This is a genomic window from Salipiger abyssi, from assembly GCF_001975705.1.
GTDB lineage: Bacteria > Pseudomonadota > Alphaproteobacteria > Rhodobacterales > Rhodobacteraceae > Salipiger > Salipiger abyssi.
Genome location: NZ_CP015093.1, coordinates 163,545 through 188,131 on the forward strand (window position 1 = coordinate 163,545; position 24,587 = coordinate 188,131).

27 protein-coding genes and 1 riboswitch are annotated in these 24,587 nt (G+C 67.9%); of the genes, 15 read left to right on the forward strand and 12 right to left on the reverse strand.

Going from position 1 to position 24,587, the window contains the following annotated elements:
• Window positions 1-4 precede the first annotated feature (4 nt).
• On the reverse strand, window positions 5-1,180 hold the full coding sequence (locus Ga0080574_RS04330) for a thiolase family protein (RefSeq protein ID WP_237219321.1): 1,176 nt from the start codon (window positions 1,178-1,180) through the stop codon (window positions 5-7).
• 158 nt (window positions 1,181-1,338) lie between these two features.
• On the opposite strand from Ga0080574_RS04330, the gene Ga0080574_RS04335 reads away from it, so the two are divergent.
• On the forward strand, window positions 1,339-1,803 hold the full coding sequence (locus Ga0080574_RS04335) for an Lrp/AsnC family transcriptional regulator (protein ID WP_156876279.1): 465 nt from the start codon (window positions 1,339-1,341) through the stop codon (window positions 1,801-1,803).
• A 60-nt stretch (window positions 1,804-1,863) separates the two neighbouring features.
• On the opposite strand, the gene Ga0080574_RS04340 is transcribed toward Ga0080574_RS04335, so the two are convergent.
• The 8 genes from Ga0080574_RS04340 to Ga0080574_RS04375 all read right to left on the reverse strand — a co-directional run bounded on the left by Ga0080574_RS04340 (window position 1,864) and on the right by Ga0080574_RS04375 (window position 10,187).
• Entirely contained in the window at window positions 1,864-3,555 is a 1,692-nt protein-coding gene (locus Ga0080574_RS04340; RefSeq protein ID WP_076705670.1) for a dipeptide ABC transporter ATP-binding protein, read from the reverse strand.
• Window positions 3,556-3,557: 2 nt separating this feature from the next.
• Window positions 3,558-4,505: an ABC transporter permease gene (locus tag Ga0080574_RS04345; RefSeq protein ID WP_076695479.1), complete on the reverse strand. Its 948-nt coding sequence runs from the start codon at window positions 4,503-4,505 to the stop codon at window positions 3,558-3,560.
• The gene (locus Ga0080574_RS04350) at window positions 4,498-5,463 is read right to left on the reverse strand and encodes an ABC transporter permease (RefSeq protein ID WP_076695481.1); all 966 of its coding nucleotides are present in this window, start codon (window positions 5,461-5,463) and stop codon (window positions 4,498-4,500) included. Before Ga0080574_RS04350 ends, Ga0080574_RS04345 begins: the two co-directional genes overlap by 8 nt.
• A 52-nt stretch (window positions 5,464-5,515) precedes the next feature.
• On the reverse strand, window positions 5,516-7,108 hold the full coding sequence (locus tag Ga0080574_RS04355; protein WP_076695483.1) for an ABC transporter substrate-binding protein: 1,593 nt from the start codon (window positions 7,106-7,108) through the stop codon (window positions 5,516-5,518).
• A 79-nt stretch (window positions 7,109-7,187) separates the two neighbouring features.
• Window positions 7,188-7,670 carry a YbaK/EbsC family protein gene (locus Ga0080574_RS04360; protein ID WP_076695484.1) on the reverse strand — a complete coding sequence of 161 codons (483 nt, stop codon included), beginning with the start codon at window positions 7,668-7,670 and terminating at the stop codon, window positions 7,188-7,190.
• On the reverse strand, window positions 7,667-8,674 hold the full coding sequence (locus Ga0080574_RS04365) for a dipeptidase (protein WP_076695486.1): 1,008 nt from the start codon (window positions 8,672-8,674) through the stop codon (window positions 7,667-7,669). Before Ga0080574_RS04365 ends, Ga0080574_RS04360 begins: the two co-directional genes overlap by 4 nt.
• Window positions 8,671-9,027: a RidA family protein gene (locus Ga0080574_RS04370; RefSeq protein WP_076695488.1), complete on the reverse strand. Its 357-nt coding sequence runs from the start codon at window positions 9,025-9,027 to the stop codon at window positions 8,671-8,673. Before Ga0080574_RS04370 ends, Ga0080574_RS04365 begins: the two co-directional genes overlap by 4 nt.
• On the reverse strand, window positions 9,024-10,187 hold the full coding sequence (locus Ga0080574_RS04375; protein ID WP_076705672.1) for a pyridoxal phosphate-dependent aminotransferase: 1,164 nt from the start codon (window positions 10,185-10,187) through the stop codon (window positions 9,024-9,026). Before Ga0080574_RS04375 ends, Ga0080574_RS04370 begins: the two co-directional genes overlap by 4 nt.
• Window positions 10,188-10,274: 87 nt before the next feature.
• On the opposite strand from Ga0080574_RS04375, the gene Ga0080574_RS04380 reads away from it, so the two are divergent.
• Complete coding sequence (locus tag Ga0080574_RS04380; protein WP_076695490.1) at window positions 10,275-10,922, forward strand: GntR family transcriptional regulator; 648 nt, start codon at window positions 10,275-10,277, stop codon at window positions 10,920-10,922.
• A 350-nt stretch (window positions 10,923-11,272) separates the two neighbouring features.
• Here Ga0080574_RS04380 and Ga0080574_RS04385 read toward each other — a convergent pair whose 3' ends face one another.
• Window positions 11,273-12,472 carry a citrate synthase family protein gene (locus Ga0080574_RS04385; RefSeq protein WP_076695492.1) on the reverse strand — a complete coding sequence of 400 codons (1,200 nt, stop codon included), beginning with the start codon at window positions 12,470-12,472 and terminating at the stop codon, window positions 11,273-11,275.
• 83 nt (window positions 12,473-12,555) lie between these two features.
• On the opposite strand from Ga0080574_RS04385, the gene Ga0080574_RS04390 reads away from it, so the two are divergent.
• The 3 genes from Ga0080574_RS04390 to thiD all read left to right on the forward strand — a co-directional run bounded on the left by Ga0080574_RS04390 (window position 12,556) and on the right by thiD (window position 15,192).
• Complete coding sequence (locus Ga0080574_RS04390) at window positions 12,556-13,677, forward strand: citrate synthase/methylcitrate synthase (protein ID WP_076695494.1); 1,122 nt, start codon at window positions 12,556-12,558, stop codon at window positions 13,675-13,677.
• Window positions 13,678-13,762: 85 nt separating this feature from the next.
• Window positions 13,763-13,897: riboswitch (TPP riboswitch) on the forward strand.
• A 33-nt stretch (window positions 13,898-13,930) separates the two neighbouring features.
• Window positions 13,931-14,380 (forward strand): NUDIX hydrolase, encoded by a 450-nt coding sequence (locus Ga0080574_RS04395; RefSeq protein WP_083716767.1) that lies wholly within the window; start codon window positions 13,931-13,933, stop codon window positions 14,378-14,380.
• The gene (gene thiD, locus Ga0080574_RS04400; protein WP_076695496.1) at window positions 14,377-15,192 is read left to right on the forward strand and encodes a bifunctional hydroxymethylpyrimidine kinase/phosphomethylpyrimidine kinase; all 816 of its coding nucleotides are present in this window, start codon (window positions 14,377-14,379) and stop codon (window positions 15,190-15,192) included. The genes Ga0080574_RS04395 and thiD overlap by 4 nt, the downstream gene beginning before the upstream one ends.
• A gap of 116 nt (window positions 15,193-15,308) precedes the next feature.
• Here thiD and Ga0080574_RS04405 read toward each other — a convergent pair whose 3' ends face one another.
• A complete protein-coding gene (locus Ga0080574_RS04405; protein ID WP_076695498.1) occupies window positions 15,309-15,590 on the reverse strand; it encodes a PepSY domain-containing protein in 282 nt (93 codons plus the stop codon).
• 129 nt (window positions 15,591-15,719) lie between these two features.
• Here Ga0080574_RS04405 and Ga0080574_RS04410 point away from each other — a divergent pair, with 129 nt between their 5' ends.
• From Ga0080574_RS04410 to Ga0080574_RS04425, 4 genes are all read left to right on the forward strand, one after another.
• Window positions 15,720-16,016 (forward strand): PepSY domain-containing protein, encoded by a 297-nt coding sequence (locus tag Ga0080574_RS04410; RefSeq protein WP_076695500.1) that lies wholly within the window; start codon window positions 15,720-15,722, stop codon window positions 16,014-16,016.
• A gap of 1 nt (window position 16,017) precedes the next feature.
• Entirely contained in the window at window positions 16,018-16,677 is a 660-nt protein-coding gene (locus tag Ga0080574_RS04415) for a response regulator transcription factor (protein ID WP_076695502.1), read from the forward strand.
• Window positions 16,674-18,014, forward strand: a complete 1,341-nt coding sequence (locus tag Ga0080574_RS04420; protein WP_076695504.1) for a sensor histidine kinase — start codon at window positions 16,674-16,676, stop codon at window positions 18,012-18,014. The genes Ga0080574_RS04415 and Ga0080574_RS04420 overlap by 4 nt, the downstream gene beginning before the upstream one ends.
• 119 nt (window positions 18,015-18,133) lie before the next feature.
• Window positions 18,134-18,517, forward strand: a complete 384-nt coding sequence (locus Ga0080574_RS04425) for an aminotransferase class I/II-fold pyridoxal phosphate-dependent enzyme (protein WP_156876281.1) — start codon at window positions 18,134-18,136, stop codon at window positions 18,515-18,517.
• An 18-nt stretch (window positions 18,518-18,535) separates the two neighbouring features.
• Here Ga0080574_RS04425 and Ga0080574_RS04430 read toward each other — a convergent pair whose 3' ends face one another.
• Window positions 18,536-20,989: a heavy metal translocating P-type ATPase gene (locus Ga0080574_RS04430; RefSeq protein ID WP_076695508.1), complete on the reverse strand. Its 2,454-nt coding sequence runs from the start codon at window positions 20,987-20,989 to the stop codon at window positions 18,536-18,538.
• Between the two features lie 208 nt (window positions 20,990-21,197).
• Here Ga0080574_RS04430 and atpD point away from each other — a divergent pair, with 208 nt between their 5' ends.
• From atpD to Ga0080574_RS04460, 6 genes are read left to right on the forward strand one after another with little or no spacing between them, the layout of a single operon-like run.
• The gene (gene atpD / locus Ga0080574_RS04435) at window positions 21,198-22,625 is read left to right on the forward strand and encodes a F0F1 ATP synthase subunit beta (protein WP_076695510.1); all 1,428 of its coding nucleotides are present in this window, start codon (window positions 21,198-21,200) and stop codon (window positions 22,623-22,625) included.
• Entirely contained in the window at window positions 22,622-23,089 is a 468-nt protein-coding gene (locus tag Ga0080574_RS04440; protein WP_076695512.1) for a F0F1 ATP synthase subunit epsilon, read from the forward strand. Before atpD ends, Ga0080574_RS04440 begins: the two co-directional genes overlap by 4 nt.
• A complete protein-coding gene (locus Ga0080574_RS04445; RefSeq protein WP_076695514.1) occupies window positions 23,086-23,361 on the forward strand; it encodes an AtpZ/AtpI family protein in 276 nt (91 codons plus the stop codon). The genes Ga0080574_RS04440 and Ga0080574_RS04445 overlap by 4 nt, the downstream gene beginning before the upstream one ends.
• Complete coding sequence (locus Ga0080574_RS04450; RefSeq protein ID WP_076695516.1) at window positions 23,358-23,645, forward strand: N-ATPase subunit AtpR; 288 nt, start codon at window positions 23,358-23,360, stop codon at window positions 23,643-23,645. Before Ga0080574_RS04445 ends, Ga0080574_RS04450 begins: the two co-directional genes overlap by 4 nt.
• Window positions 23,642-24,346: a F0F1 ATP synthase subunit A gene (locus Ga0080574_RS04455; RefSeq protein WP_198039771.1), complete on the forward strand. Its 705-nt coding sequence runs from the start codon at window positions 23,642-23,644 to the stop codon at window positions 24,344-24,346. The genes Ga0080574_RS04450 and Ga0080574_RS04455 overlap by 4 nt, the downstream gene beginning before the upstream one ends.
• Complete coding sequence (locus Ga0080574_RS04460) at window positions 24,336-24,584, forward strand: F0F1 ATP synthase subunit C (RefSeq protein ID WP_076695520.1); 249 nt, start codon at window positions 24,336-24,338, stop codon at window positions 24,582-24,584. The genes Ga0080574_RS04455 and Ga0080574_RS04460 overlap by 11 nt, the downstream gene beginning before the upstream one ends.
• Window positions 24,585-24,587 lie beyond the last annotated feature (3 nt).

Here is a 24,587-nt window from a genome sequence, read left to right on the forward strand (position 1 = left end):
GGTCTCACTCCCGTTCGATGGCGACGGCCAGCGCTTCGCCGCCGCCGATGCAGATGGTGGCGATGCCGCGCTTCAGCCTGCGCGCTTCGAGCGCATGCAGGAGGGTGACGATGATGCGGGCGCCGGAGGCGCCGATGGGATGGCCGAGCGACACCGCGCCGCCATTCACGTTCACCCGTTCCGGATCGAGGTCGAGATCCCGGATGAAGGCCATGGCGACCACGGCGAAGGCTTCGTTGACCTCCCAGAGATCGACATCGCCGACCCGCCAGCCGATCCTGTCGAGCAGTTTTCGCACCGCAGGCGCGGGGGCCGTGCTGAACCAGACCGGCTCCTGCGCGTGCCCGGCATGGCCGACGATCCGGGCCCGCCGGCGGGCGCCCGCCGCAGACAGGGCGGCGCCACTGCCGACCACCAGCGCTGCCGCGCCGTCCGAAATGGTCGAGGCGTTGCCGGCGGTGATCGTGCCGGCCTCCCTGAAGGCGGGGCGCAGCCGCGACAACCCGCCGCTGCGTGCCAGACCGGGCTGTTCGTCCTGCGAGACGGTGCGCTCTTCTTTCCTGTGCCTTACGGTCACCGGGCAGAGTTCCGCCGCGAACCGCCCCTCTTGCAGCGCCGCCTGCGCCCGGGCGATGGACCGTTCCGCATAGGCGTCCTGATCCTCGCGGGTGAAGCCATAGCGTTGCGCGCATTCCTCGGCGCAGCTTCCCATCAGGCGACCGCGGTCATAAGCGTCTTCGAGACCGTCATGGAACATGTGGTCGATCATGCGGATATGCCCGAGCCGGGCGCCGCCGCGTGTCTTGTCGCTGAGATAGGGCGCGCGGCTCATGCTCTCCATGCCGCCCGCGACGACGATATTCGCGCTGCCGGCGGCGATGCGGTCGGAGGCGTCGATGACCGCGCGCATGCCCGATCCGCAGACCTTGCTGACAGCGGTGGCCGGAACGCTGAGCGGCAGCCCGCCATGAACGCCTGCCTGCCGCGCGGGGGCCTGACCGAGACCGGCGGCAAGGACATTGCCAAGCACGACCTCATCGACAACGCCGGGGGCGACGGGGCCCTGCTTGCAGGCCTCTGCGATGGCCGCGCCTGCGAGTTCCGGTGCGGAGAGGCCGGACAGCGCGCCCTGGAAAGTCCCAAGCGGCGTGCGCTTTGCGGATGCTATGAATACGTCCAACGGCAACTCCCTCGTCATGTTTGGTCGGGCTCTCCCGACGACATGAAACTATGAGGATTGCGGCAAAATTGTCGTTCTTTGTTATTAGGTTTTGGCGTATTGCGGAAATATATAGTTGCTATTATCCTGAATGGCATTCAGATATTTCAGGCTCGCAGATGACAATTTCTCTCGACGAGATCGACCGCAGGATTCTTGCCGAGCTGATGCGCGACGCGCGTCAGCCGAACACCCAGCTTGCAAACGCGGTGGGGCTCTCGCCGCCGCCCTGCTGGCAGCGCGTGCGCCGGCTGGAGAAGGCGGGCATCGTCCGGGGATATTCCGCAAGGCTCGACATGGCGGCGCTTGGCAGCCCCGAGACCGCGCTGATCGAAGTGTCTCTGGGGGATCACAAGAACTATCCGCTGGAGGCGGTTTGCGAGAGCATCGCGGCGATTCCGGAGGTGCTCGAAGTGCATATCACGACGGGGGAGTTCGACTGTTTCGTGAAGGTCGCCGTCGCAAGCAACCGCGATCTGGAAGAGTTCCTGCGGGAAAAGCTCTACAAGATCGAGGGGATCCGCAGCTCGCGATCGAGCCTGTCGCTGCGCTGCTTCAAGTCGGAGCAATCGGTGTTGCCCTGACGATGGCCCCGAACCGGTGCCGGTTCGGGGCAGGGAGACAATGCTCTTCCGGACGGTCCGCTAGCAGGCGGTCGCGAAGCGGGGAACGAGCGACAGAAGCTCGGACGTGTAGGGATGCTTTGGCTGCTCGTAGAGCTCTTCGACGACGCCCTGCTCCTGGATCCTGCCGGCCCGCATCACCGCCATCTCGTCGCACATCTGCCGGATCACCGCCAGATCGTGCGAGACGAACAGCATCGTCAGGCCAAGCTGGTCTTGCAGATCGCGCAGCAGGTTGAGGATCTGCGCCTGCACGGAAACATCCAGCGCCGACGTCGGCTCGTCGCAGACCAGAAAGCGCGGGCGCGTGGCCAGCGCGCGGGCGATGGAGATGCGCTGCCGCTGCCCGCCGGAAAACTCGTGCGGAAACTTGCGCGCCGCCGCCTTGCCGAGCCCGACGATGTGCAGCAGATCCTCGGCGATCTCCCAGGCCATCTTGCGCGAGCTGGCGAGCTTGTGCAGCAGGATCGGCTCGATCAGGATGGAACCGACACGCTGGCGGGCGTTGAGCGAGGAATAGGGATCCTGAAACACCATCTGCATCTGGCGCCGCATCTCGGTCGTGCCCCGGGCGTCGAGGCTGGAGATGTCCTTGCCGGCAAAGCGCACGCTGCCGGATTTCTGCCGGTATATCCCGGTGATGACCCGGGAAATCGTGGATTTCCCCGAGCCGCTTTCGCCCACCAGACCAAAGGTCTTGCCGGGCGCGATCTTGAACGAAATGTGGTCGAGGGCCCGAAACCAGCTGCGCCGCGACGGCAGGAAGCTGGGCCGCGAGAGGAAGTCGAGGCAGACATCCTGCAACTCCAGCAGCGGCGTGTCGATCTCGTCGAAACCGCGCGCCTCGCCAAGCCAGTGGTTCCCGAGATCGACGGCCGGATAGCCCGCATCCTCGATATAGGTCACCTGCGGAAACCGGTCGAGCTTGCGGTCGATCGGCGGAACCGCAGAGAGCAGGCTGCGCGTATAGGCATGTTCGGGGGCGGAGAGCACCTGCCGCGTCGGCCCGGTTTCGACGATCCGCCCGCGATACATGACCGCGACCCGGTCGGTCACCTCGGCGATCACCCCCATGTCGTGGGTCACCAGGATCATCGCGACCCGCTGCTCGTCGCAGAGCCTGCGCAGCAGCTTGAGGATTTGCGCCTGAACCGAGACGTCGAGCGCCGTGGTCGGCTCGTCGGCGATGATGACCTCGGGCTCGCTGGCAAGCGCCAGCGCGATCACCACGCGCTGCCGCATGCCGCCGGAAAACTGGTGCGGGTAATCGTCGACCCGATGTTCCGGGTCGCGGATGCCGACCTTGTCCAGCAATTCGACGGCCCGCGCGCGTGCCTCTGCCTCGTTCATCCCCAGATGCAGGCGGATCGTCTCGATCAGCTGGGCGCCGACGGTTTCCACCGGATTGAGCGAGGTCAGCGGGTCCTGAAAGATCATGCTGATCTTTCTGCCGCGCAGGCCGGAGAACTGCCGGCTGTCGGTCGGGTCGATCCGCTTGCCGGTGAGCCGGATCTCGCCGCGCGTGATCCTGCCGGGGCGGGAAATCAGCCCGATGGCGGCGGCGCCGACGGTCGATTTTCCGGCGCCGCTTTCGCCGACCACGCCGACGATTTCGCCCGAGTCGATTGTCAGGCTGACATCCTCGACGGCCACGAAAGTGCCTTTCCGGGTCGGGTATTCGACCCGCAGGTCTCGAATTTCCAGGTGGGTCATGATCACTTTCCGAGCTTGGGATTCAGGGTGTCGCGCATCCAGTCCCCCAGAAGGTTCACGGCCAGCGACAGGGTGACCAGCGCCAGGGCGGGAAACAGGGTGATCCACCATTCGCCGGAGAACAGGTACTGGCTGCCGATGCGGATCAGCGTGCCGAGGCTGGGGCTGGTCGGGGGCACGCCCAGCCCGAGAAAGCTCAGCGAACTTTCGATCATGATCGCCAGCGCGAAATTGATGGTGCCGATCACGAAGACCGGCGTCAGGACATTGGGCAGGATGTGGCGAAAGACAATCGCCCGATTGCTCAGCCCCATGACATGGCCGGCAAGCACATATTCCTTGCGCTTCTCGCTCATCACGAGCGCCCGGACCGTGCGCGCGTATTGCACCCATGTCGAGATCGCGATGGCGCCGACGATCACCCAGATCTGGAGATCCGCCAGCCAGTCGGGCGGCAGCACCGTGCGGGCGATGCCGTCGATGAGCAGCGCCAGCAGGATCGCGGGAAACGCAAGCTGGATATCGGCGAGGCGCATCAGCACCGCGTCGACCCAGCCGCCGAGATAGCCGGCGGCGAGCCCGACGCCGATACCGATCAGCACCGCGATGGCCACGGAGGCGATGCCGACGATCAGCGAGATCCGCGCGCCGAACAGGATGCCCGACAGGAGGTCTCTGCCCTGATCGTCGGTGCCGAGCAGATATCTGGTGTCGCCGCCCGCCGTGAAGGCCGGGGGCAGGTTGCTGTCCATGATATCCAGCGCAGCCGGGTCGAACGGGTTCTGCGGCGCCAGCCAGGGTGCCAGCAGTGTGGCCACCATGAACAGCGCGATTGTCAGCGCCGAGAGCACCGCCACCGGCGAGGTGCGGAAGGCATAGGCGATGTCGCTGTCCCAGAGCCGCGACAGGGCAGGGAGCCGGACGGCGCGGGGGATTGGCTGGTCATGCATGGCGCAACCTCGGGTCAATTTGCACATAGAGAAGATCGACGGCCAGATTGACGGCCACGAAGACGAAGGCGACCATCAGCAGATAGGCGGACATGACGGGCACGTCGGCATCGCCGATGGCCTGGATGAACATCAGCCCGACACCGGGCCACTGAAACACGCTCTCGGTGATGATCGAGAAGGCGATGATCGACCCGATCTGGAGCCCCATGACGGTGATGACCGGGATCAGCGTGTTCTTCAGCGCGTGGCGGAAATAGAGCGATTTCGCGGGAATGCCGCGCGCGCGGCAGAAGCGGATATAATCGGTTGCCAGCACGTCGAGCATCTCGGCCCGCACCAGCCGCAGGAACAGCGTCAACTGAAACAGCGCCAGGGTGAAGGCGGGCAGCACCAGCGAGGCCCAGCCCGAGGCGGTCAGAAGCCCGGTGCTCCAGCCGGCGATATCGACCACCTCGCCGCGCCCGTAGGTCGGCAGCCAGCGGAGCCAGACGCCGAAGACCAGGATGAGCAGGATGCCGATGAGGAAGGTCGGCAGCGAAACCCCGATGAGCGAGCCTGTCATGATGAGCTGCGCCAGCGGTTTCCGGCGGTGGATGGCGGTGTAGACCCCCAGCAGGATGCCGACCGAAATCGCGAGGATGGTGGCGACGAGCGCAAGTTCCAGGGTTGCCGGCAGGCGCTCTGCCAGGAGGTCGGCAACCGGGATGCGGTGCCGGTAGGAGACGCCGAAATCGCCCTGGACGACATTGGCGAGGAAGCGGCCGAACTGGACGAGGACCGGATCGTCGAGACCCAGCGCGTCGCGCAGTGCCGCCCGGTCCGACAGGCTGGTATCCTGCCCCACCATCGAAGACACGGGGTCTCCGACGAAGCGGAACAGCAGGAAGGCGATCAGGGCGACGACAAGCAGCACGAGAATGCTCTCGGTCAGTCTCTTCAGGATTAAGGCGGGCATGTTGGATCCTTGGTTCAGCCACCGCGCCGGAACGCGGCGGCTGCTGGGCGGGTCATTGGGCGATGGTGACGGTGCGCAGATCCAGCACGTTGTCGGCGCGCTGGACGGCCTCGACACCGTTGGCAAGACCCCAGCTGATCGGTTGCTGGTGCAGCGGGATATAGCCGTAATCCTCTTTCGCGATCTCGAAGGCCCGGCTGATCAGCGCCTGCCGTTCTGCCGGATCGACCTCCACCGCGATCTGTTTCGTCAGCGCGTCCACCTCGGGGTTGCAGTAGCCACCGAGGTTGAACGGGCCGGTCGTGGCCTCTTGGTTGCGGCAGGACATCAGCAGGTTCAGGACCTCGTATGCATCCATCGAGCTGGGGGTCCAGGCGAGCAGATAGAAGGAGGTGTCATAGCCGCCTGCGGCGAGGATCTTGGCGAAATACTTGGATTTGGTCTGCGCCAGCAGATCCACCGTGACCCCGATGCGGGCCAGCATGCCGACCACCGCCTGACAGATCATCTCGTCATTGACATAGCGGTCGTTCGGGCAATCCATCTGAAGCTCGAACCCGTCGGGATAACCGGCCTCGGCGAGCAGGTCCCGGGCCTGGTCCGGATCATAGGCATAGGGATCGTTCAGCGCCGGATCGAACCCGGTGACCTGCGGCGCGACCATCAGGCCCGCCGGGCTGGCCGAGCCCCGCATGATGCGGTCGACAATCGCGGGGATGTTGATCGCGTGGGCAAAGGCCTGACGCACCCGGATGTCCTTGAACGGGTTGGCGTCGGTTACGTCGGAGCGTTCCAGCGTCGCGCGCATCTGGTCCATGCCCAGATAGACGGTGCGCGCCTCGGGGGTGACCATGACGCGCACGTCTTCGGTCTGCTTCAGGCGGTCCCAGTCCTGCAGGGGGATGGGATAGGCGAGCTGCACCTTGCCCGACAGCAGCGCCGCAACCCGTGTGGGGTCTTCCTGGATCGGGGTCAGCACCGCCTCGGTGACGTTGCCGGGAATGTCGGTCCAGTACCCGTCAAAGCGTTCCAGCACCGTGCGCACGCCCGACTGGCGCTCGACCAGCGCAAAGGGGCCGGTGCCGTTGGTGTTCAGGTTGGCGTAATTGGCCGAATTGGTATCGGCGACGCTGGTCGCCTCCGTCGCGCCGTTGGCTTCGGCCCAGTCCTCGTCGAGAATGTAGAAGAAGACGAGATCCTGCATCAGCGTCGGGACCGGCCCGGCGGTGGTGATGACAATCTCGTGGTCCGAGATCTTTTCGATATCCTCGATAAGCCGCGCGCGGCCTTTCTGGTCCGAGCCCTCGGTCAGCGCGCGCCGCCAGGAGAAGATCACATCGTCGGCGGTAAAGGCGTTGCCGTTGTGAAAGCTGACGCCCTCGCGAAGCGTGATCTTCCAGGTGGTCGGCGACATGGTCTCCCACGCGGTGGCCAGCGCCGGCTGGATGGCCATGTCGCCGTCATAGGCCGTCAGCCCCTCATAGATATTGCCGAGAAAGCCCAGCGTGAAGGTCTCGTTCAGCGCTTGCGGGTCGAGGCCCTGCACATCGCCCTGATAGGCATAAGTCAGCGTCTCGGCCTGCGCCGTGGCCAGGTTCAGAGACAGCGCACAGACGGCGCTGCCAAGCAGGCAGGTCAGTTTCATTGGATTCTCCTTGTTGAGATGTGCCGCCGATTTTTCGGTCTTGTTTTTTTTGAGTGTTTCCGTTTCGGACGCTCGGTCGTCACGATGTCCCCGGCGGGGCCGTGAGCAGGCGCGCCCCGACCGCGTCTTTCAGGGTTTTGGGATCGACCGAGAAAACATGTCGCGGCGATCCCGCCGCCGCCCAGACAGAGGGCCAGGCCAGCAGCGCGGGGTGGATGAAGACCGGCAGCGGATGCAGATGGCCGAGGGGCGCGACCCCGCCAATCGCAAAGCCTGTCTCGGCCCGCACCTTCTTGGGGTCGGCGCGCGTCAGGGCGCCGCCGATATCGCTGGCGGCGGCGTTCAGATCGGCCTGCATATCCCCGGGGATGAGCAGCAGCACGAGGCTGCCGTCGTCGCTGCGCTCGAAGATCAGGGATTTGACGATCTGCGCGGTCTCGCAACCGCAGGCCCGCGCCGCGTCCTCGGCGGTGCGCGTGCTTTCGGGCATCGCCAGAACCGTGATCTCCAGCCCCGCCTCGGCGGCCGCGTCCTCGACGCGCCGGGTGCTCTTGCTGCTCATGCGACACCTCCGCCCGGCATCGTCAGCCTGAGATAATTGCCGCCGAGGATGCCGCGGATCTCGTCCTGACCGAAGCCGGCGGTTTCGAGCTCCGCGACCAGATCGCCGAGCTGTTCCGGCTGGAAAAAGCTCCATGGCGGCGTGGGATAGCCGCGCGGCCACCGCGCCTTGTTCTTGTGATAGAAGGCATAGTCGCTGCCTTCGAGATACATGAAGTCAAAGCCCAGCCCGACGCGGTCGGCGCCGATGATCCCGGAGATATGGGCGATGTGGCGCGCGACCTCGCGCGGCAGGTCCGGGCCGTCCGCGCCCAGAAAGAACCCGACCCCGTTGACGCCGACATAGCCGCCGGCCTCCGCAACCGCCCGTATCTGTTCGTCGGTGATGTTGCGCTCGTGGTCATAGAGCGCGCGGGCGTTCGAATGCGAAAAGATCGGCGGCTGCGACAGGCCCATCTCCAGCACATCGAAGGTGGTTCGCGCGCCGCAATGGGTCAGGTCGACCCGCATGCCGGCGCGATCCATCCGCACCACCAGCTCGCGGCCATAGGCGCTCAGCCCGGCATTGCGCGGCTCATGGCATCCGTCGGCAAAGACATTCGCCTCGTTATAGGCCAGGATCGCGCGCCCGATGCCGGCCTGAAAGAAGGCATCGACCAGTTGCAGATCGCGCGAAAACGGTGTCGCCGACTGGAAGTGCAGCGAGGCCGAGAAGCGCCCCTCTTTCTGCGCGGCGGCAATCTCCTCTGCGGTCCGCGTCAGGACAATGCCGGCGTCGCGTGTCAGCCGGGACAGCTCGCCGAGATTGGAGAGCGCATCGGTCTCGGATTCCCGTCCGCTGGCCACGGTTAGCGACACATGGGTGATGCCGGCGGTCTGAAAGCGCTGCATCTGGTCGGCGAAATTCGCATCCGCCGGCAGGTAGGGGCGCGACCAGGGCAGAAGCCCGTCGATCACGGGCGCGCCGTCGAGCCATGGGAAGCGCTTGACGAGTGCATTGCTCATTGCGCGCCCTCCGGAGAAAAGGCCGTCACGGCGATCTCCACCCGGTATTGCGGCGCGGCCAGGCCCGATTGCACACAGGCGCGGGCGGGGGCGGCCTCCTTGGCCACCCAGCCGTCCCAGACCGCGTTCATCGCGTTGAAATCGGCAATGTCGGCCAGCCAGATATTGGCGGATACGAGATTGCGCCGGTCCATGCCCGCCGCCGCCAGCAGCGCGTCGATCTTTTCCAGGATTGCGGCGGTCTGCGCCGTGGCGTCCGCGCCTTCGGCGACCTGTCCCGCGACAAAGAGGAAGCCGCCGGCGCTGATCGCCTGGCTCATGCGGGGGCCGGGCTCGAAACGTGCGATGCTCATACCGACCAGGCCCTCCGGATGCGGTCGCGCAGATCGCTCATGCGGGAGACCGGTTCGTTGGCGTAGACAAAGCGCAGATAGCGGCCCGCCTGCGCGTCTTCGCCCCAGCCGGTCATCGGGGTTGCGGCGATGGCGCCATGATCGAACAGGTGCTGCGAGGCCTCGCCCGGCGCCATGCCCAGAGCGACGGTGTCAATGAGCAGCGACCAGCCGCCATCCGGCGAGACGACCGGCAGGCCGTCCATGCTCGACAGGATATGATCGCGCCGCGCCTTCCATTCCGCCGTAGCCGCGGCCACGCCGTCATCCTCCGCCGTCAGGGCCGCCGCCGCGCCCATCATGGCGATGCCGCCCTGGCACACGACATTGGTGAGGCTGACCAGAGCGATGTCCTTCATGATCTCGCGCGGGCCGACGATCCAGCCCACGCGCCAGCCGATCATCCGGTATTCCTTGGAGGCGGCGCCGATGGTGATCACCCGATCTGCCATGCCGCTGAAGCTGGCGGGGTGAAGGACCGGCGCATCGGTGAAGAGGATGCGCTCCATCGCGGCGTCATGCACGATCCAGGCATCCGTGGCCTCCGCCGCCTCGCAGATCGCCTGCCATTCCTCATGGGTGTGCACGATCCCGCTCGGCATCGAGGGGCTCATGGTCAGGATCGCCCGGACCTTCGGCGAGACCGCCTGTTTCAGCGCGTCGAGATCGAGCCGCCAGCGACCGTCCTGCACCACCAGCGGCACGAGTTTCGGGATGCCGCCGGAGAGGCGGATGCGGTTGAGCAGCCCGGCATAGGCCGGATCCGTGATGATCACCTCGTCGCCGGGCTCGATCAGCGCCAGCAGCGTGTTCAGCACGCCCGAGAGACCGCCGGACGAGATGATGCATTCCGCCTCCGGGTCGTAAGTGACGCCTGTCGTGGCAGAGACCCGGGCGGCCGCGGCCCGGCGCAGCTCGTGCAGCCCCAGGAAGGGCAGGTAGCTGTTGGCATCGTCCCGGGTCACCGCCGCCCGCGTCGCCTCGATGGCCGCCTTGGGCGGTGCGATGTCGGTATCGAGGTTTTCGAGACGGAGCATCTCGGCACTGTTGAGCGCGTCCGCCGCGTTCCCCATCCGGTCGACGCCGATCCCCGGGATGTGCGCAATTCTTGAGACTGTCACATGATTCTCCATATTGGATCCAATTTTGAAGATAATAAGTCAGAGAGTCATATTGCCTGTCAAGGTTTGCGTTGCTAAGAGATTTTCATGAGCGAGGCACAGACGAAGCGCGGCGACCGCGCGCAGCACATTCATTTCCTGATCCGCGATGCGATCATCACCGGCAAACTCGCGCCGGGCAGCGCCCTGCGTCAGGAAGAGCTTGCCAAGACCTATGCCTCCAGCCGCATGCCGATCCGCGAGGCCCTGCGATCGCTGAGCGCAGAAGGGCTGGTGCAGCTCATCCCGAACCGCGGTGCCATCGTCGCGCCGATCGACCCGAACGAGCTTCGCGAGAATTTCGAGATGCGGGAGGCGGCGGAGACCCTCGCCATCCGTCTCGCCCTGCCACATCTGTCGAACGCCCATATCGACCGGGCGGCCGAGATCCAGGACCAGATCGAGAGCTGCAAGATCGAGGATTTCGGCAGACTGAACAAGGCGTTCCACCTTTCGCTCTACGAGCCGTCAAACCGTCCCAGATTGTTGGCGCATATCGGCAGCCTGCACGATATCGCCGAGCGCTATCATCGCTTTACCCTGCAACAGCTCGACTATTTCGATCGCTCGTCAGCGGATCACAGGGCCATTGTCGACGCGTGCTACAAACGGGACGCGGAGAGGGCCATCAGCCTGACATCGTCTCACATCGTCGATGCCGGCAAAACGCTCGAAAGCTACCTGCGAAACGTGTGAGCGCTTCGGAACACGCGTGATTTCCGGTACGGTGCGCCTTCCTGGTCAGGTGCGTCTCTCTTGAGGTGACAGCCAGAGTTGTCGAGCGTTGCCCGTCCCGTTGCACCGGTGTGGCTTGCCGACCAGCTGGCGAAAAGACCTGTCCCGGCCCCTCCGCAGCGGTCGCCCGGAACGCTTCATGGCGGCGCGGAAGACGAAGAGAGGCCACGACAGGGCGCGCGGAACGATCCTGCCGCAAACGGGACGAGACGGCGATCCGGGACGATCTGAGCTGGCTGGGCGAAGAGCTTTCCGCACAGGCAGCGCCCCTGCCCGGCGCGGTCATGGTTTCATGACATCTCGTGTGCCGGTCACATCTCCGCATCACGGCCAGGCGCAGGGCCGGTATACTGCGCCCGAGGGCGGATCAGCTTGCCCTCGCCATATTGCTCCAGCGCATGGGCGATCCAGCCGACCGTGCGGCCCACCGCAAAGACGACATGCCCGCTGTCCTTCGGCAGGTCGAACGCGAGGCGGATCGCGGCCAGCGCGAAATCGACATTCGGCAACTTGCCGACCGTCTCCGCCATGACCGAGACAAGCGCATCCCTCTCGGGATCGGGCGGCAGCAGCGGCAACAGCGCCGCCGCCCTCGGATCTCCATCGGGATAGAGCGGATGGCCGAAGCCGGGCACCCCCTCCCCCCGCCGCAGCCGCGTCTCGACCTCCGCTTCGGCATCGCCGTGACAATCCTCAAGCAGCCGCTCGACAAGGCTGATCGTTCCGCCGTGCAACGGCCCGCTGAGCGCCGAGAGCCCTGCGGTCAGGCAGGCCCCAAGCGACGCGCCGGTCGAGGCGACCACGCGCACCGCGAAGGCCGAGGCGTTCAGTTCGTGATCGGCCAGCAGCACCAGCGCCCGGCGGACGACTTGCTCCGCCGCAGGATCGAGCCCCCAGGCCGACGAGAGATGTTCGTGGACGGGCCGAGCCCCCGGCGCCGTGCCGCTGGCGGCAGCGGCGGTGGCTCGCAACAGCGCCACCGCACCGTGCCAGAGCCGCGGGCTGGCGCGTTGCCACGCGGTCGCCCGGCCCGCCGCGACGAAGGGCAGCAACGCCTGACACCGCTCCGTCAGCGGCAGCCCCGCCGCCCGCTCCAGAAGCCCGCCATCCCAACCGGCCTCCGGTGCCGCCGCCCCGGCAAAGGGGTCGCTGTCGCCACAGGACCAGAGCAGGCGCGCGGTGTCTTCCAGCGTCGCGTGCCCGGCCCAGTCCACGGCATCCTGACCGCGAAAGCCGAGACGTCCGCGCTCGATCTGTGAGATGCCGGAGGACAGCACGGGAAAGCCCCAGTCGAGCGTCGTCGCCGCCACGTCGCGCGGGCGCCGCCCGACACTCTTGCGCCGCCGCATCTGTTCGATGTCATGCAGATCGTAGAGGCGGCGGCGTGGATCTCCCTCCACGTTCACGGCGCGGATCAACCCCCGGCTGACATAGGAATAGAGCGTTGCGCGGCTGATGCCGAGGGTCTCGGCGGCCTGTTCCGCGCTGAGATAGGTATCTGCGTCGGGCATCTTCTCACATTGATTAATTTAATCAAGATTGATCAATATACCTAGGGTCATCATCTTGCCGCCTGTCAATCAGGAGGACCAAGATGACCGATCATGTGAAATCCCTCTCGCCCGCCCAAGCCGCCCCAGGGCTTGACGATGTCATTGCCGCCGAGACCGGCCTTTGCCTCGTCGACGGGGCCGTCGGACGGCTGGTTCTGCGCGGCTACGATCTGCATGCCCTCGCCGACTGGAGTTTCGAGGCGGTTCTTGCCCTGCTGTGGCAGGGTCTCACCCCGGCAGAGATGACGGAGGCCGAGATTCGCCATGCGCTCGGCACCGCGCGCTGCCGGCTTTTCGCGAAGGCCGAGGCGCTCCTGCCCGCGACCGACGACCTGTCTCCGGTCGAGGCGTTGCGGCTGCTGCTGTCGTCGCTGGCCGATGCCGAACGCATGCCGCATCATATCCTCGCGGTGGCAGCGGCACCGGTCTTCGCCGCCGCAATCGCCCGTCGCCGGGCCGGTCAGGCGCCGGTTGCGCCGGACGCAACGCTTGGCCATGCCGCCGATTTCCTGCGCATGCTGCGCGGCGATCTTCCCGGCGCGGCGCATGTGCGCGCGCTCGACACCTATCTGGTAACCGTTGCCGATCATGGGCTGAACGCCTCGACCTTCACCGCGCGCGTGATCGCCTCGACGCGGGCGGGGCTAATCTCTTCGGTGGTCGGCGGGCTCTGTGCCCTGAAGGGGCCGCTGCATGGCGGCGCGCCAGGCCCGGTTCTGGACATGCTGGATGCGATCGGATCCGAGGCCGATATCCGTCCGTGGATCACTGCGGCGCTGGCGCGCGGCGCGCGGCTGATGGGCTTCGGCCACCGGATCTACCGCGTGCGCGATCCGCGCGCCGATGTGCTGAAAGGCGTTGTCGGAAGTTTGCGCGCCGACGGCACCCGCATCGCCTTTGCCGAGCAGGTGGAAGCCGAAGCGCTGGCACAGCTCGCCGAAAAGAAACCGCTGCGCCCGCCGGAGACCAATGTAGAGTTCTACACCGCGCTGGTGCTCGAAGCCCTTGGCTTTCCGCGCGACAGCTTCACCAATGTCTTTGCCGTCGGACGCATGGCCGGCTGGACCGCCCATGTGCTGGAGCAGGAGGCGCAGGGGCGGCTGATCCGTCCGCAATCGCGCTATGTCGGCCCGATGCCGGGGCATGCAAGCGCGGCTGGATAGGCCCCGGCGGCGGTGGGCGCGGGGCGGCTGAGGGGCGGTCCCGCGGCAGAGACGCGTTGAAACCGCCGCGCATCTTGATAGGGTGGCGGCACCCTAGGGGGGTCCCGACAAGGGGCTGAGAGTCTGATGGCACGGCGGCCGCGACGGCCACGGGCAGCGCAGTGACCCTTTGAACCTGATCCGGATCATGCCGGCGAAGGGACAGGACCGCAGTGCTTTCTTGCCCTTGCCGGCCTCAGCAACAGAGGCCGCAATGCCATCCCACCCGATACACGACCGCCCCATTCCCGCGATTCTCGCGGTTGTCCTGCGCGGCCCGGACATCCTGCTTGTGCGCCGCGCCAACCCGCCCGATGCCGGCCTCTGGGGCTTTCCCGGCGGCAAGATCGAGAGCGGCGAATCCCTGCAACAGGCGGCCTTGCGCGAGCTGAAGGAAGAGACCGGCGTCAGCGCCGAGGCGCTTCGCGTCTTCACGGCGGTGGACGTCTTCGACCGCGACGAGGCAGGCAGCCTGCGCCGGCATTTCATCCTGGTCGCGATGCTCTGCCGCTGGACCGCAGGCACCCCCATCGCCGGCGACGACGCGCTCGAAGCGCGCTGGGTCGAGGCGGAGACACTCGCCGATGGCGATCTGCCCCTGAGCCGCGATGTCGCCGAGGTCGCGGCTCAGGCCGCCGCGCTGATGCGGGAGATGCCGGCATGATTCCCAACGTTCTCAGCATCGCGGGCACAGATCCCTCGGGCGGCGCCGGGATCCAGGCCGATATCAAGGCCTTCTCGGCGCTCGGCGCCTATGCCTGCTCGGCCATCACCGCCGTTGTCGCGCAGAACACGCGCGGCGTCCGGTCCTTTGTCGCGCTTGAGCCGGAATTCGTCGCCGAACAGATCGACGCCGTGCTGGAGGACGTGCGCATCGACGCGGTCAAGATCGGCATGATCGCCAATGCCGCGATTGCCGAGGCCATCGCCGACCGGCTGCGCCACCACCAGGTGCGCAATATCGTGCTCGACCCGGTGATGGTGGCCAAGAGCGGCCATGCGCTGCTCGCCCCCGAGGCGGTCGATGCGGTGCGCGACCTGCTGGTGCCGCTGGCCACAATCGTCACGCCGAACCTGCCGGAAGCCGCCGTTCTGCTCGACCGTCAGCACGGCTGGAGCGCCGAAACCATGCAGGCCGCCCTGCCCGAGCTTCTCGCTCTGGGATCAGACTGGGTGCTGCTGAAGGGCGGGCATCTGGAGGGCAGCGCCACGAGCGCCGACCTGCTGGCGGGACCGGCCGGGTCTGTCGAGACCTTCTCGGCCCCGCGCCTGCACACCAGCAACGATCACGGCACCGGCTGCACGCTCTCCTCCGCCATTGCCGCGCTGCTGCCCCGCTACGGGGTGGCCGGGGCGGTCGGCCGGGCCAAGGCCTATCTGCATGCGGCCCTTGCCGGGAGCGAGGCGCTCGATGTGGGCGGCGGCCACGGGCCGGTGCATCACTTCCACGCGCTCTGGGCCGCAGAGGTGGCCTGACCCGCTGGGACGGCCTTGCGGCGAGACGCAGAGACATATTCGCGCCACCCGCAAATGCCCGCTGCGGGTCAGGATGGCCCCGACCCGCAGCGCTGTCTTCCCGGCCTCACACGTGATCAGTCATCGTGATACGGCAGCACCTCGCCGGTCACCGGGTTGAGATAGGCCTCCACCCGCATGCCGCGCGCGTCGGTCATCTCCACGTCGTAGCGCCCACGCTCCAGTTCGATCTCGTGTACGGTATAGCCCTGCTCCTCCAGCATCGTGGAGATTTCGGCGATGCTCATCCGTGCCTGAGCGCCGGTCTGGGCCGCACCCGGATCCTGCGCCTGAGCGCCAAGCGCAAAGAGCCCGACGGCGGCAGCCAGAGAAGCGGTGAAAAGAATGTTGCGTTTCATGTGTTTGTCTCCTTGTCCAAAGCGGCCTGCATGGCCGCCGATGACGGAGTTCTGCACCGACTCGCCTGACAGCCCCCTGACCTCCGCTGTCAGCTTGCCGTCAGCTTCGCCGCGGTAGACACTGTCGCCATGACACGCCTCGCGCTCCTCCTCTGTTGCCTCGCCCTGCCCGCCCTGGCGGATCGCGACGATCACGATCGCGCCCGCCGCGCGCTTGAGGCGGGAGAGATCCTGCCCCTGTCGCAGATCCTGACGGCGGCGGAGGCGGCACGCCCCGGCCGTGTGATCGAGGTGGAGCTGGACCGCGATGACGGTCTCTGGCGCTATGAGCTGGAGCTCATCACGCCCGGGGGACGGCTCTACGAGATGAAGATCGACGCCGCCACCGGTACGGTTCTGGAAATCGAGCGCGAGGAGGACGACTGACATGCGCGCGCTTGCGGTCGAGGACGATCCCCGCATCGCCGCGAATCTGAACGCGGCCCTCTCCGCCGCCGGGTTCCGCGTCGAGCTTGCCGGCGATGGCGAAGAGGCGTGGTTCCTCGGCGATACCGAGGATTACGACCTGGTGGTGCTTGATCTCGGACTGCCGGAGATCGACGGGCTGTCGGTGCTCAAGCGCTGGCGGGCGAACGGTCGCACCATGCCGGTGCTTGTGCTCACCGCGCGCGGCACATGGCAGGAACGGGTCGAGGGCATCGAGGCCGGCGCCGACGATTACCTGCCGAAACCCTTCCGGATGGAGGAGCTGGTCGCCCGCGCCCGCGCACTTGTCCGCCGCGCGGGCGGCCATGCGACCGCCTTGCAGGAAACCGGTGCGCTCAGCCTCGACACCAACCGCATGGAGGTCGCCGTGCACGAAGTCCCGGTGAAGGTCTCGGCGCTGGAATACCGGCTGCTGGCCTATCTCATGCAGCATCGCGACCGCCCGGTGCCGCCGGTGGAGCTGCTCGAACATCTCTATGGCGACGACGACGCCCGCGAGGCGAACGCGCTGGAGGCCGTGGTGGCGCGGCTGCGCCGCAAGCTCGGTCCGGGCGTGATCGGCACCCGGCGCGGCTTTGGCTATTATCTGGAGCAGACATGAGCCTGCGCCTCAGGCTCGCAGTCGCGGGCGCCGTGGCGATCCTGCTGGCGCTGGGGCTGACGGCGCTGGGATTGTCGGCCCTGTTCGGGGCCCATGTGGAGCGCCGCGCCCTGGCCGAAATGGGCGTGCAGCTCGATCAGGTTCTGGCCGGTCTTGAGATGCGGCCCGAGGGGGTTGCGCTTGTCCGGCCGCCCGCCGATCCACGGTTCGCGCAGCCCTATGCCGGGCTCTACTGGCAGATCGAAGGGCCCTGGGGCGTCGAACGGTCGCGCTCGCTCTGGGATGCGGCGCTGGATCTGCCGCCCGACACGGTGGGCGACGGTGGCGTGCATGTGCATCGCCTGCCCGGCCCCGGCGAGCAGCGGCTGCTGGTGCTGGAGCGCTCCGTCACCCTGCCCGAGCGGCTGGGCAGAGGCTCCGCCCGCGCGGCGGTGGCGATGGATGACGCCGAGCTCGACGCCGCGCGCCGCGCCTTCCTCGCCGATCTGCTCCCGTCGCTGGGCGTGCTGGCGCTGGCACTGACGGCGGCGGGCTGGGCGCAGCTCTGGGTGGGGCTGCGTCCGCTGAGCGGGCTCGGCGCCCGGGTCGCGGCCCTGCGCGCAGGCACAACCGACCGCATGGGCGCGGACTGGCCGCGGGAGGTACGTCCCGTCGCCACCGAGATCGACGCGCTGCTGACCGCCCGCGAGGCCGAGACCGAACGCGCCCGCGCCCGCGCCGCAGACCTCGCCCACGGGCTGAAGACGCCGCTACAGGCGCTGATGGGCGAAGCCGACCGTCTGCGCGGCTCCGGCGCCATTTCGCAGGCCGAGGCGATCGACGACACCGCCCGCGCCATGCGCCGCACCGTGGACCGCGAGCTGGCGCGCGCCCGCACAGCCGCCCGCACCGCCGACGCCCGCGCCGATCCCGCACAGGTGGCCGAGCGCCTGATCGCCGTGCTGCGCCGCACCCCCGACGGTGCGCGGCTCGACTGGCGTCAGACCATTCCCCCCGGCCTTGCCGTGGCGCTGCACGAGGCCGATCTGGCCGAAGCGCTCGGCGCGATCACCGAAAACGCCGCCCGCCATGCGCGCGGCGGCGTGACCCTTTCAGCGAGGCCCGAGGGCGATCGGTTGTTTCTGAGCGTGACCGATGACGGCCCGGGCATTCCGGCCGCCCGGCGCGAGGCGCTGCTGCGCCGTCACGCGCGGGCGGACGAATCCGGGACGGGCCTCGGCCTCTCCATCGCTTCGGATATCGCTGCCGCGTCGGGTGGCGCACTCTCCCTCTCCGATGCGGCTCCGGGCCTCACCGCCACGCTTATCCTGCCACGCGCGAGGATCCGCGAAGGCTGAGCCTCGGGTCGATCTGACCGGCCCGGGCGCCCACACCCATGCTGTCGCCGCCACTCAGGATAGGCGAAGAGATCGGCCTGCGATTGAAAAGCGCCGCTTGCCGCCAATAAGAAGAAAATCTGGATCGGCGGACATCGCGCGGGCGATCCGCAAGCTGCGCTCCAACTTCAGCCTCTCGAACATGGCGCTCGCAGGCGGGGTGGCCGCCCTCGGGAAAAGGCCGCTCGGAAGAACTGGTGCGCTTTCTGCTGCGCGAGCGCGACCGGATGGCGGCGGCGCTGTCACCGCTCGGCTTCAGGCCACTGCCCGGCGCGGCGAATTTCCTGGCGCTCCTTTCGCCGGAAGGCCGCGGCGATCTCACAGAGCCGCTGCGCGAGGCCGGCATCTATGTGATCGCCTTTACCACGGGCGCGCGCGACGCCCTTCGCGTCGCCATCGGCACACCCGAAGACACCGATGCCGTCACCGAGGCCCTGAGCGGGATCCTTGACCGGCATCGGTGATTGTGAGGCGCCCCGAACTCAGAGCTTCGTCGCGCGCAGCCGCAGCGCGTTGCCGATGACCGAAACCGAGGACAGGCTCATCGCCGCCGCCGCCACGATGGGCGAGAGCAGCGCCCCGACGAACGGGTAGAGAATGCCCGCCGCCACCGGCACGCCGGCAGTGTTGTAGACGAAGGCGAAGAACAGGTTCTGACGGATATTGCGCATGGTGGCCACCGCCAGCTTGCGGGCGCGCACGATGCCGGTCAGGTCGCCCTTGACCAGCGTCAGCCCGGCGCTTTCCACCGCCACATCGGCGCCGGTGCCCATGGCGATGCCCACATCCGCCCCGGCCAGCGCCGGCGCGTCGTTGACCCCGTCGCCCGCCATGGCGACCGACAGGCCCTCGCCCTTCAGCTTGCGCACCAGCGCGCCCTTGTCCTCGGGCGAGACGCCGGCATGCACCTCGTCGATGCCGAGCTCGCCCGCCACCGCCCGCGCCGTGGCCTCGGCGTCGCCAGTGGCCATGACGATGCGCAGGCCGAGATCGTGCAGCGCGCGGATCGCGCCGGGGGTGCTCTCCTTGATGCGGTCGGCCACGGCGATCAGCCCGGCGGCCTCACCCTCCACCGCGACGAACATCGCGGTCTTGCCCTCGCCCTGAAGCGCCTCCGCCCGCTCCGCCAGAGCGCCGGGCTCGATGCCCAGATCCGCCATCAGCGCAGCATTGCCGAGCGCCACCCTGCGCCCGCCCACCGTGCCGGTGACGCCCTGGCCGGTCACCGCCTCGAAATCCTCGCTGTCGCGCTTTTCGGCACCGCGCTCCTCGGCGCCAGTCACGATGGCCTCGGCCAGCGGATGCTCGGAGCCGCGTTCCAGCGCCGCAACCAGCGACAGCAGCTCCGCCTCCTCGATGCCCTCAGGCTCGACATCGGTGAGCGCGGGCTTGCCCTCGGTCAGCGTGCCGGTCTTGTCGACGATCAGCGCATCGACCTTGGCGAACCGCTCCAGCGCCTCGGCGTCGCGGATCAGCACGCCGGCATTCGCGCCGCGCCCGGTCGCCACCATGATCGACATCGGCGTCGCCAGCCCCAGCGCGCAGGGACAGGCGATGATCAGCACCGATACCGCCGCCACAAAGGCATAGGAGAGCGCCGGCGCCGGGCCGAAGATCCACCAGACGATGAAGGCCAGCAGCGCCACGCCGACCACGGCGGGCACGAAGAACTCGGCCACCCGGTCGGCCAGCCCCTGGATCGGCGCGCGCGAGCGCTGCGCGCTGGCGACCATCTGCACGATGCGGCTCAGGGTGGTGTCGTCGCCCACATTGCGCGCCTCCATCAGGAAGCTGCCGGTCTTGTTCAGGGTGCCGCCGGTGACCTCTTCGCCCGCGACCTTCTCGACCGGCACCGGCTCGCCGGTGATCATGCTCTCGTCGACCGAGGAGCGCCCCTCGGTCACCACGCCATCCACCGGCACGCTCTCGCCCGGGCGCACCCGCAGGATGTCGCCCGCCGCGAGATCGTCGAGCGGCACGTCCTCCTCGCTGTCCCCCGTCACCCGCCGCGCGGTCTTGGGCGCCAGATCCATCAGCGCGCGGATCGCGTCGCCGGTGCGCTCGCGCGCGGCCAGCTCCATGACCTGCCCGATCAGCACCAGCACCAGGATCACCGCCGTCGCCTCGAAATAGACCGGGGTCATGCCCATGCCGTCCTGCATCTGCGCCGGCAGCAGCCCCGGCGCCAGCAGCGACACGATGGAAAACAGATAGGCCGCGCCGGTGCCGAGCGCGATCAGCGTCCACATATTGGGCGAGCGGTTCACGATGGAGGACCAGCCGCGCTTGAAGAACACCCGGCAGATCCAGACCACCGGCGTGGCCAGCGCGAATTGCAGCCAGCCAAAGGCGGTGTGGCCCATCCATTCGGCGAAGGGGATACCGATATGGCTGCCCATCTCCAGAATGAAGACGGCCAGCGCCAGCGGCGCGGCGATCCACAGCCGGCGTTTGAAATCAATGTATTCCGGGTTCGGCCCGCTCTCGGAGGACGGCGTCACCGGCTCCAGCGCCATGCCGCATTTCGGGCAGTCCCCGGGCGCGTCGCGCACGATCTCGGGATGCATCGGGCAGGTGTATTGCGTGCCCTCGGGCATCTTTTCCGGCGCCGGCGCATCACCGAGATAGGCCTCGGGATCGGCCTCGAACTTTTCCTGACAGCGCGCCGAGCAGAAATAGACCCGCTCGCCCGCGTGCTTGATCATGTGCTCGGCCGAGGAGCGGTCGACGCTCATGCCGCAGACCGGATCCCTGGCCGTCTGATAGGCCTCCGGGTCCGCAAGGAACTTGTCCCGGCACCCTTCGGAGCAGAAATGATAGGTGTGGCCGTCATGCTCGGCCTGCGGCTTGCCCGCGCCGGGATCGACCGTCATCCCGCAAACGGGATCGCGGACGATGTCGCCGGTCTGGTGATGATTTACCTGCGCCTCGGCCATGGGATGTCCTTTCCGTCGGAGAAGAGGATAGAGCGAAGAGATGGGGTCTCCAGTCGCTGGAAGGTCAAGGGGCGGGGTCGAAGGTTTTCTGGCATCCGGGTGCCGCATCACGAAAAGCGTGAGGTGCCGGAAGAATTTGACCTGCCTCCTGTCGCTTGCCGGAAATCGGCGTATAGTCGGGCCGGAAACAGCTTGGAGAATGTGACGTTTGTCACAGGAAACGCAGCAGGACGGGCGCGTCGTCGCGATTCGCGGGGCGGTGATCGACATCGCCTTCGACAGCGGCGCGCTGCCCCCGATCAACGATGCCCTCGCCATCCAAAGCCCCGGCCTGCCGGCGCTGACGGTCGAGGTTCAGGCCCATCTCGACGCGCGCAGCCTGCGCTGCATCGCGCTTCAGGACACCACCGGCCTGCGGCGCGGCGCGCCGGCGCGGCATCTGGGCGGGCCGGTCACCACGCCGGTGGGCGAGGCCGTGCTCGGCCGGCTGCTCGACGTCACCGGGCGCACCGGCGACAAGGCCCCGCCCCTGCCCGACGACACCCCGCGCCGCCCGATCCACGCCGCCCCGCCGCCGCTGCGCGCGCAGAGCGGCACGTCGGAGATCTTTTCCACCGGCATCAAGGTGATCGACCTGCTGGCGCCGCTGGCACAGGGCGGCAAGGCGGCGATGTTCGGCGGCGCAGGCGTCGGCAAGACCGTGCTGGTGATGGAGCTGATCCACGCCATGGTGGCGCGCTACGAGGGGATCTCGGTGTTTTCCGGCGTCGGCGAACGCTCGCGCGAGGGGCACGAGATGCTCTCGGACATGACCGAGGCCGGGGTGCTCGACCGCACGGTGCTGGTCTATGGCCAGATGAACGAGCCGCCCGGCGCGCGCTGGCGGGTGCCGATGACCGCGCTCGCGATCGCCGAGCATTTCCGCGATGCCGATCACCGCAACGTGCTGCTCTTGATGGACAATGTGTTCCGCTTCGTCCAGGCGGGCTCGGAGGTGTCGGGGCTGCTCGGGCGCATGGCCAGCCGCGTGGGCTATCAGCCGACGCTGGCGACCGAGGTGGCCGAGTTGCAGGAGCGCATCGCCGCCACCGACAGCGCCGCGATCACCGCCATCGAGGCGGTCTATGTGCCCGCCGACGATTTCACCGACCCGGCGGTGACCACCATTGCCGCCCATGTCGACAGCACCGTGGTGCTGAGCCGCGCCATGGCGGCGGACGGCATGTATCCGGCGGTCGACCCCATCGCCTCGGGCTCGATCCTGCTCGACCCGCTCATTCTCGGTGAGGAGCATGTGGCCGTCGCCAACCAGGTGCGCCGCGCCATCGAGCATTACCGCGAATTGCAGGACGTGATCTCGCTGCTGGGCATGGAGGAGCTGGGCCGCGAAGACCGTCACATCGTCGAGCGCGCCCGCCGCTTGCAGCGCTTCCTCACCCAGCCGTTTTCGGTGACCGAGGCCTTTACCGGGCTCGAAGGCCGCTCGGTTGCCATCGAGGACACCATCGCCGGCTGCAAGGCGATCCTCGCCGGCGAGGCCGACGACTGGGACGAAAGCGCGCTCTATATGGTGGGCGATTTCGAGGAGGCCCGCGCCAAGGAGGAGGCTGCCCGCAAGGCGCAGGACGCGGCATGAGCGGCGCGCTGCATCTCACCGTCACCACACCCATGGCGCTGCTGGTGGAGGAGCCCGCCGCGCTATCGGTGCGGGCGGAGGACGAGAGCGGCTCTTTCGGTATCCTGCCCGGGCACACCGATTTCCTCACCACCCTGCCCGCCTCGGTGCTGCGCTGGCGCGACGCGGGCGGTGCGCTGCATTTCTGCGCCCTGCGCTCTGGCCTGCTGACCGTGCGCGACGGCAACCGCGTGGCGGTGACCTGCCGCGAGGGCATTCTGGGCGACGATCTCGGCGCGCTGAGCGAGGACGTGGCACAGCTCCGTAGCGAGGAGGCCGATTCCGACCGCCGCGCCCGGGTCGAGCAGATGCGGCTGCACGCGCAGGCGGTACGCCAGCTCATGCGCTATCTGCGCCCCGGCCAGACCGACGCCTTCGCCCATCCGCCGCAGATCGCCGAGAGCGGCGACGGGGCCGCGCGATGACCCGCGCCCCGGACGAGACCGCCCGCGCGGCGCGGCGCTCGCAGGAGCGCGAACGGCTGGCGCGCGAGACGCCCGAGCCCTCGCTGGGATCGCGGCTCGGGCAGATCGGCATTCTCGGCTGGGCCATCGTCATGCCGATGCTGCTGGGCGTGGTGCTGGGGCGGCTCGCCGACCGGCATTTCGACACCGGCGTGTTCTTTACCGCCCCGGCGATCATGATCGGCGCCGCTATCGGGCTGCACGCCGCCTGGAAATGGATGCACCGCCAATGACCACAGCCCTCACCGACCTGCCGCTGCTCTCCGCCGCGCTCGGCCTGCTGGCCGGGCTGGCGCTGGGGCTCTTTCACTTCGCCACCCTGCGCCGGGTCACCGATCTTTATCTCAGCGGCACCGCCCCCGCCCGCGCGCTGGCCTTCCAGCTCGCCCGCTTCGCCCTGCTGATCGGCGCGCTGGTGCTGCTCGCCATCGCCGGCGCCGCGCCGCTGCTGGGCGGGGCGCTCGGCATCCTGCTGGGGCGCGCCATCGTGCTGCGCCGGACCCGCGAGGCGCCGTGATGGAGAGCCCGCTCAGCCTGGAACCGCTCTTTCACCTCGGGCCGGTGCCGATCACCGCGCCGGTGGTGGTGACCTGGGCCATCATGCTGGCGCTGGCGCTTTTCGCCCGCCTCGCCACGCGCCGGCTGACACTGATCCCGGGCAAGCTGCAAACCGTGCTGGAGCTGCTCGTCACCACCATCGACGACCAGATCCGCGACACGATGCAGCGCGACCCCGCGCCGTTCCGGGCGCTGATCGGCACGATCTTTCTCTATGTGCTGATTGCCAACTGGTCGTCGCTGATCCCCGGCATCGAACCGCCCACCGCGCATCTGGAGACCGACGCCGCGCTGGCGCTGATCGTATTCGCCGCCACCATCGCCTTCGGCATCTCCGGGCGCGGGCTGAGGGGCTATCTCGCCACCTTCGCCGAGCCCTCCTGGGTGATGATCCCGCTCAACCTGATCGAACAGATCACCCGCACCTTCTCGCTCATCGTGCGCCTCTTCGGCAATGTCATGAGCGGGGTCTTCGTGGTGGGGATCGTGCTGTCGCTCGCCGGGCTCTTCGTGCCGATCCCGCTGATGGCGCTGGATCTGCTCACCGGGGCCGTGCAGGCCTATATCTTTGCGGTGCTCGCCACCGTCTTCATCGGCGCCGCCGTGGGCGAAACCGATGCCGCCGTCTCTGAACAGAAGGACACACCCGATGCCCGATAACCTTGTCGAAATCGTCTCGATCATCTCGGCGGCGCTCGCCGTCGGCTTCGGCGCCATCGGCCCGGCGCTTGGCGAAGGCCGCGCCGTCGCTGCCGCGATGGATGCCATCGCCCGCCAGCCCGAAGCGGCGGGCACGCTCAGCCGGACGCTGTTTGTCGGGCTCGCGATGATCGAGACCATGGCGATCTACACCCTCGTCATCGCGCTGCTGGTGCTCTTCGCAAACCCCTTCGTCTGAGGG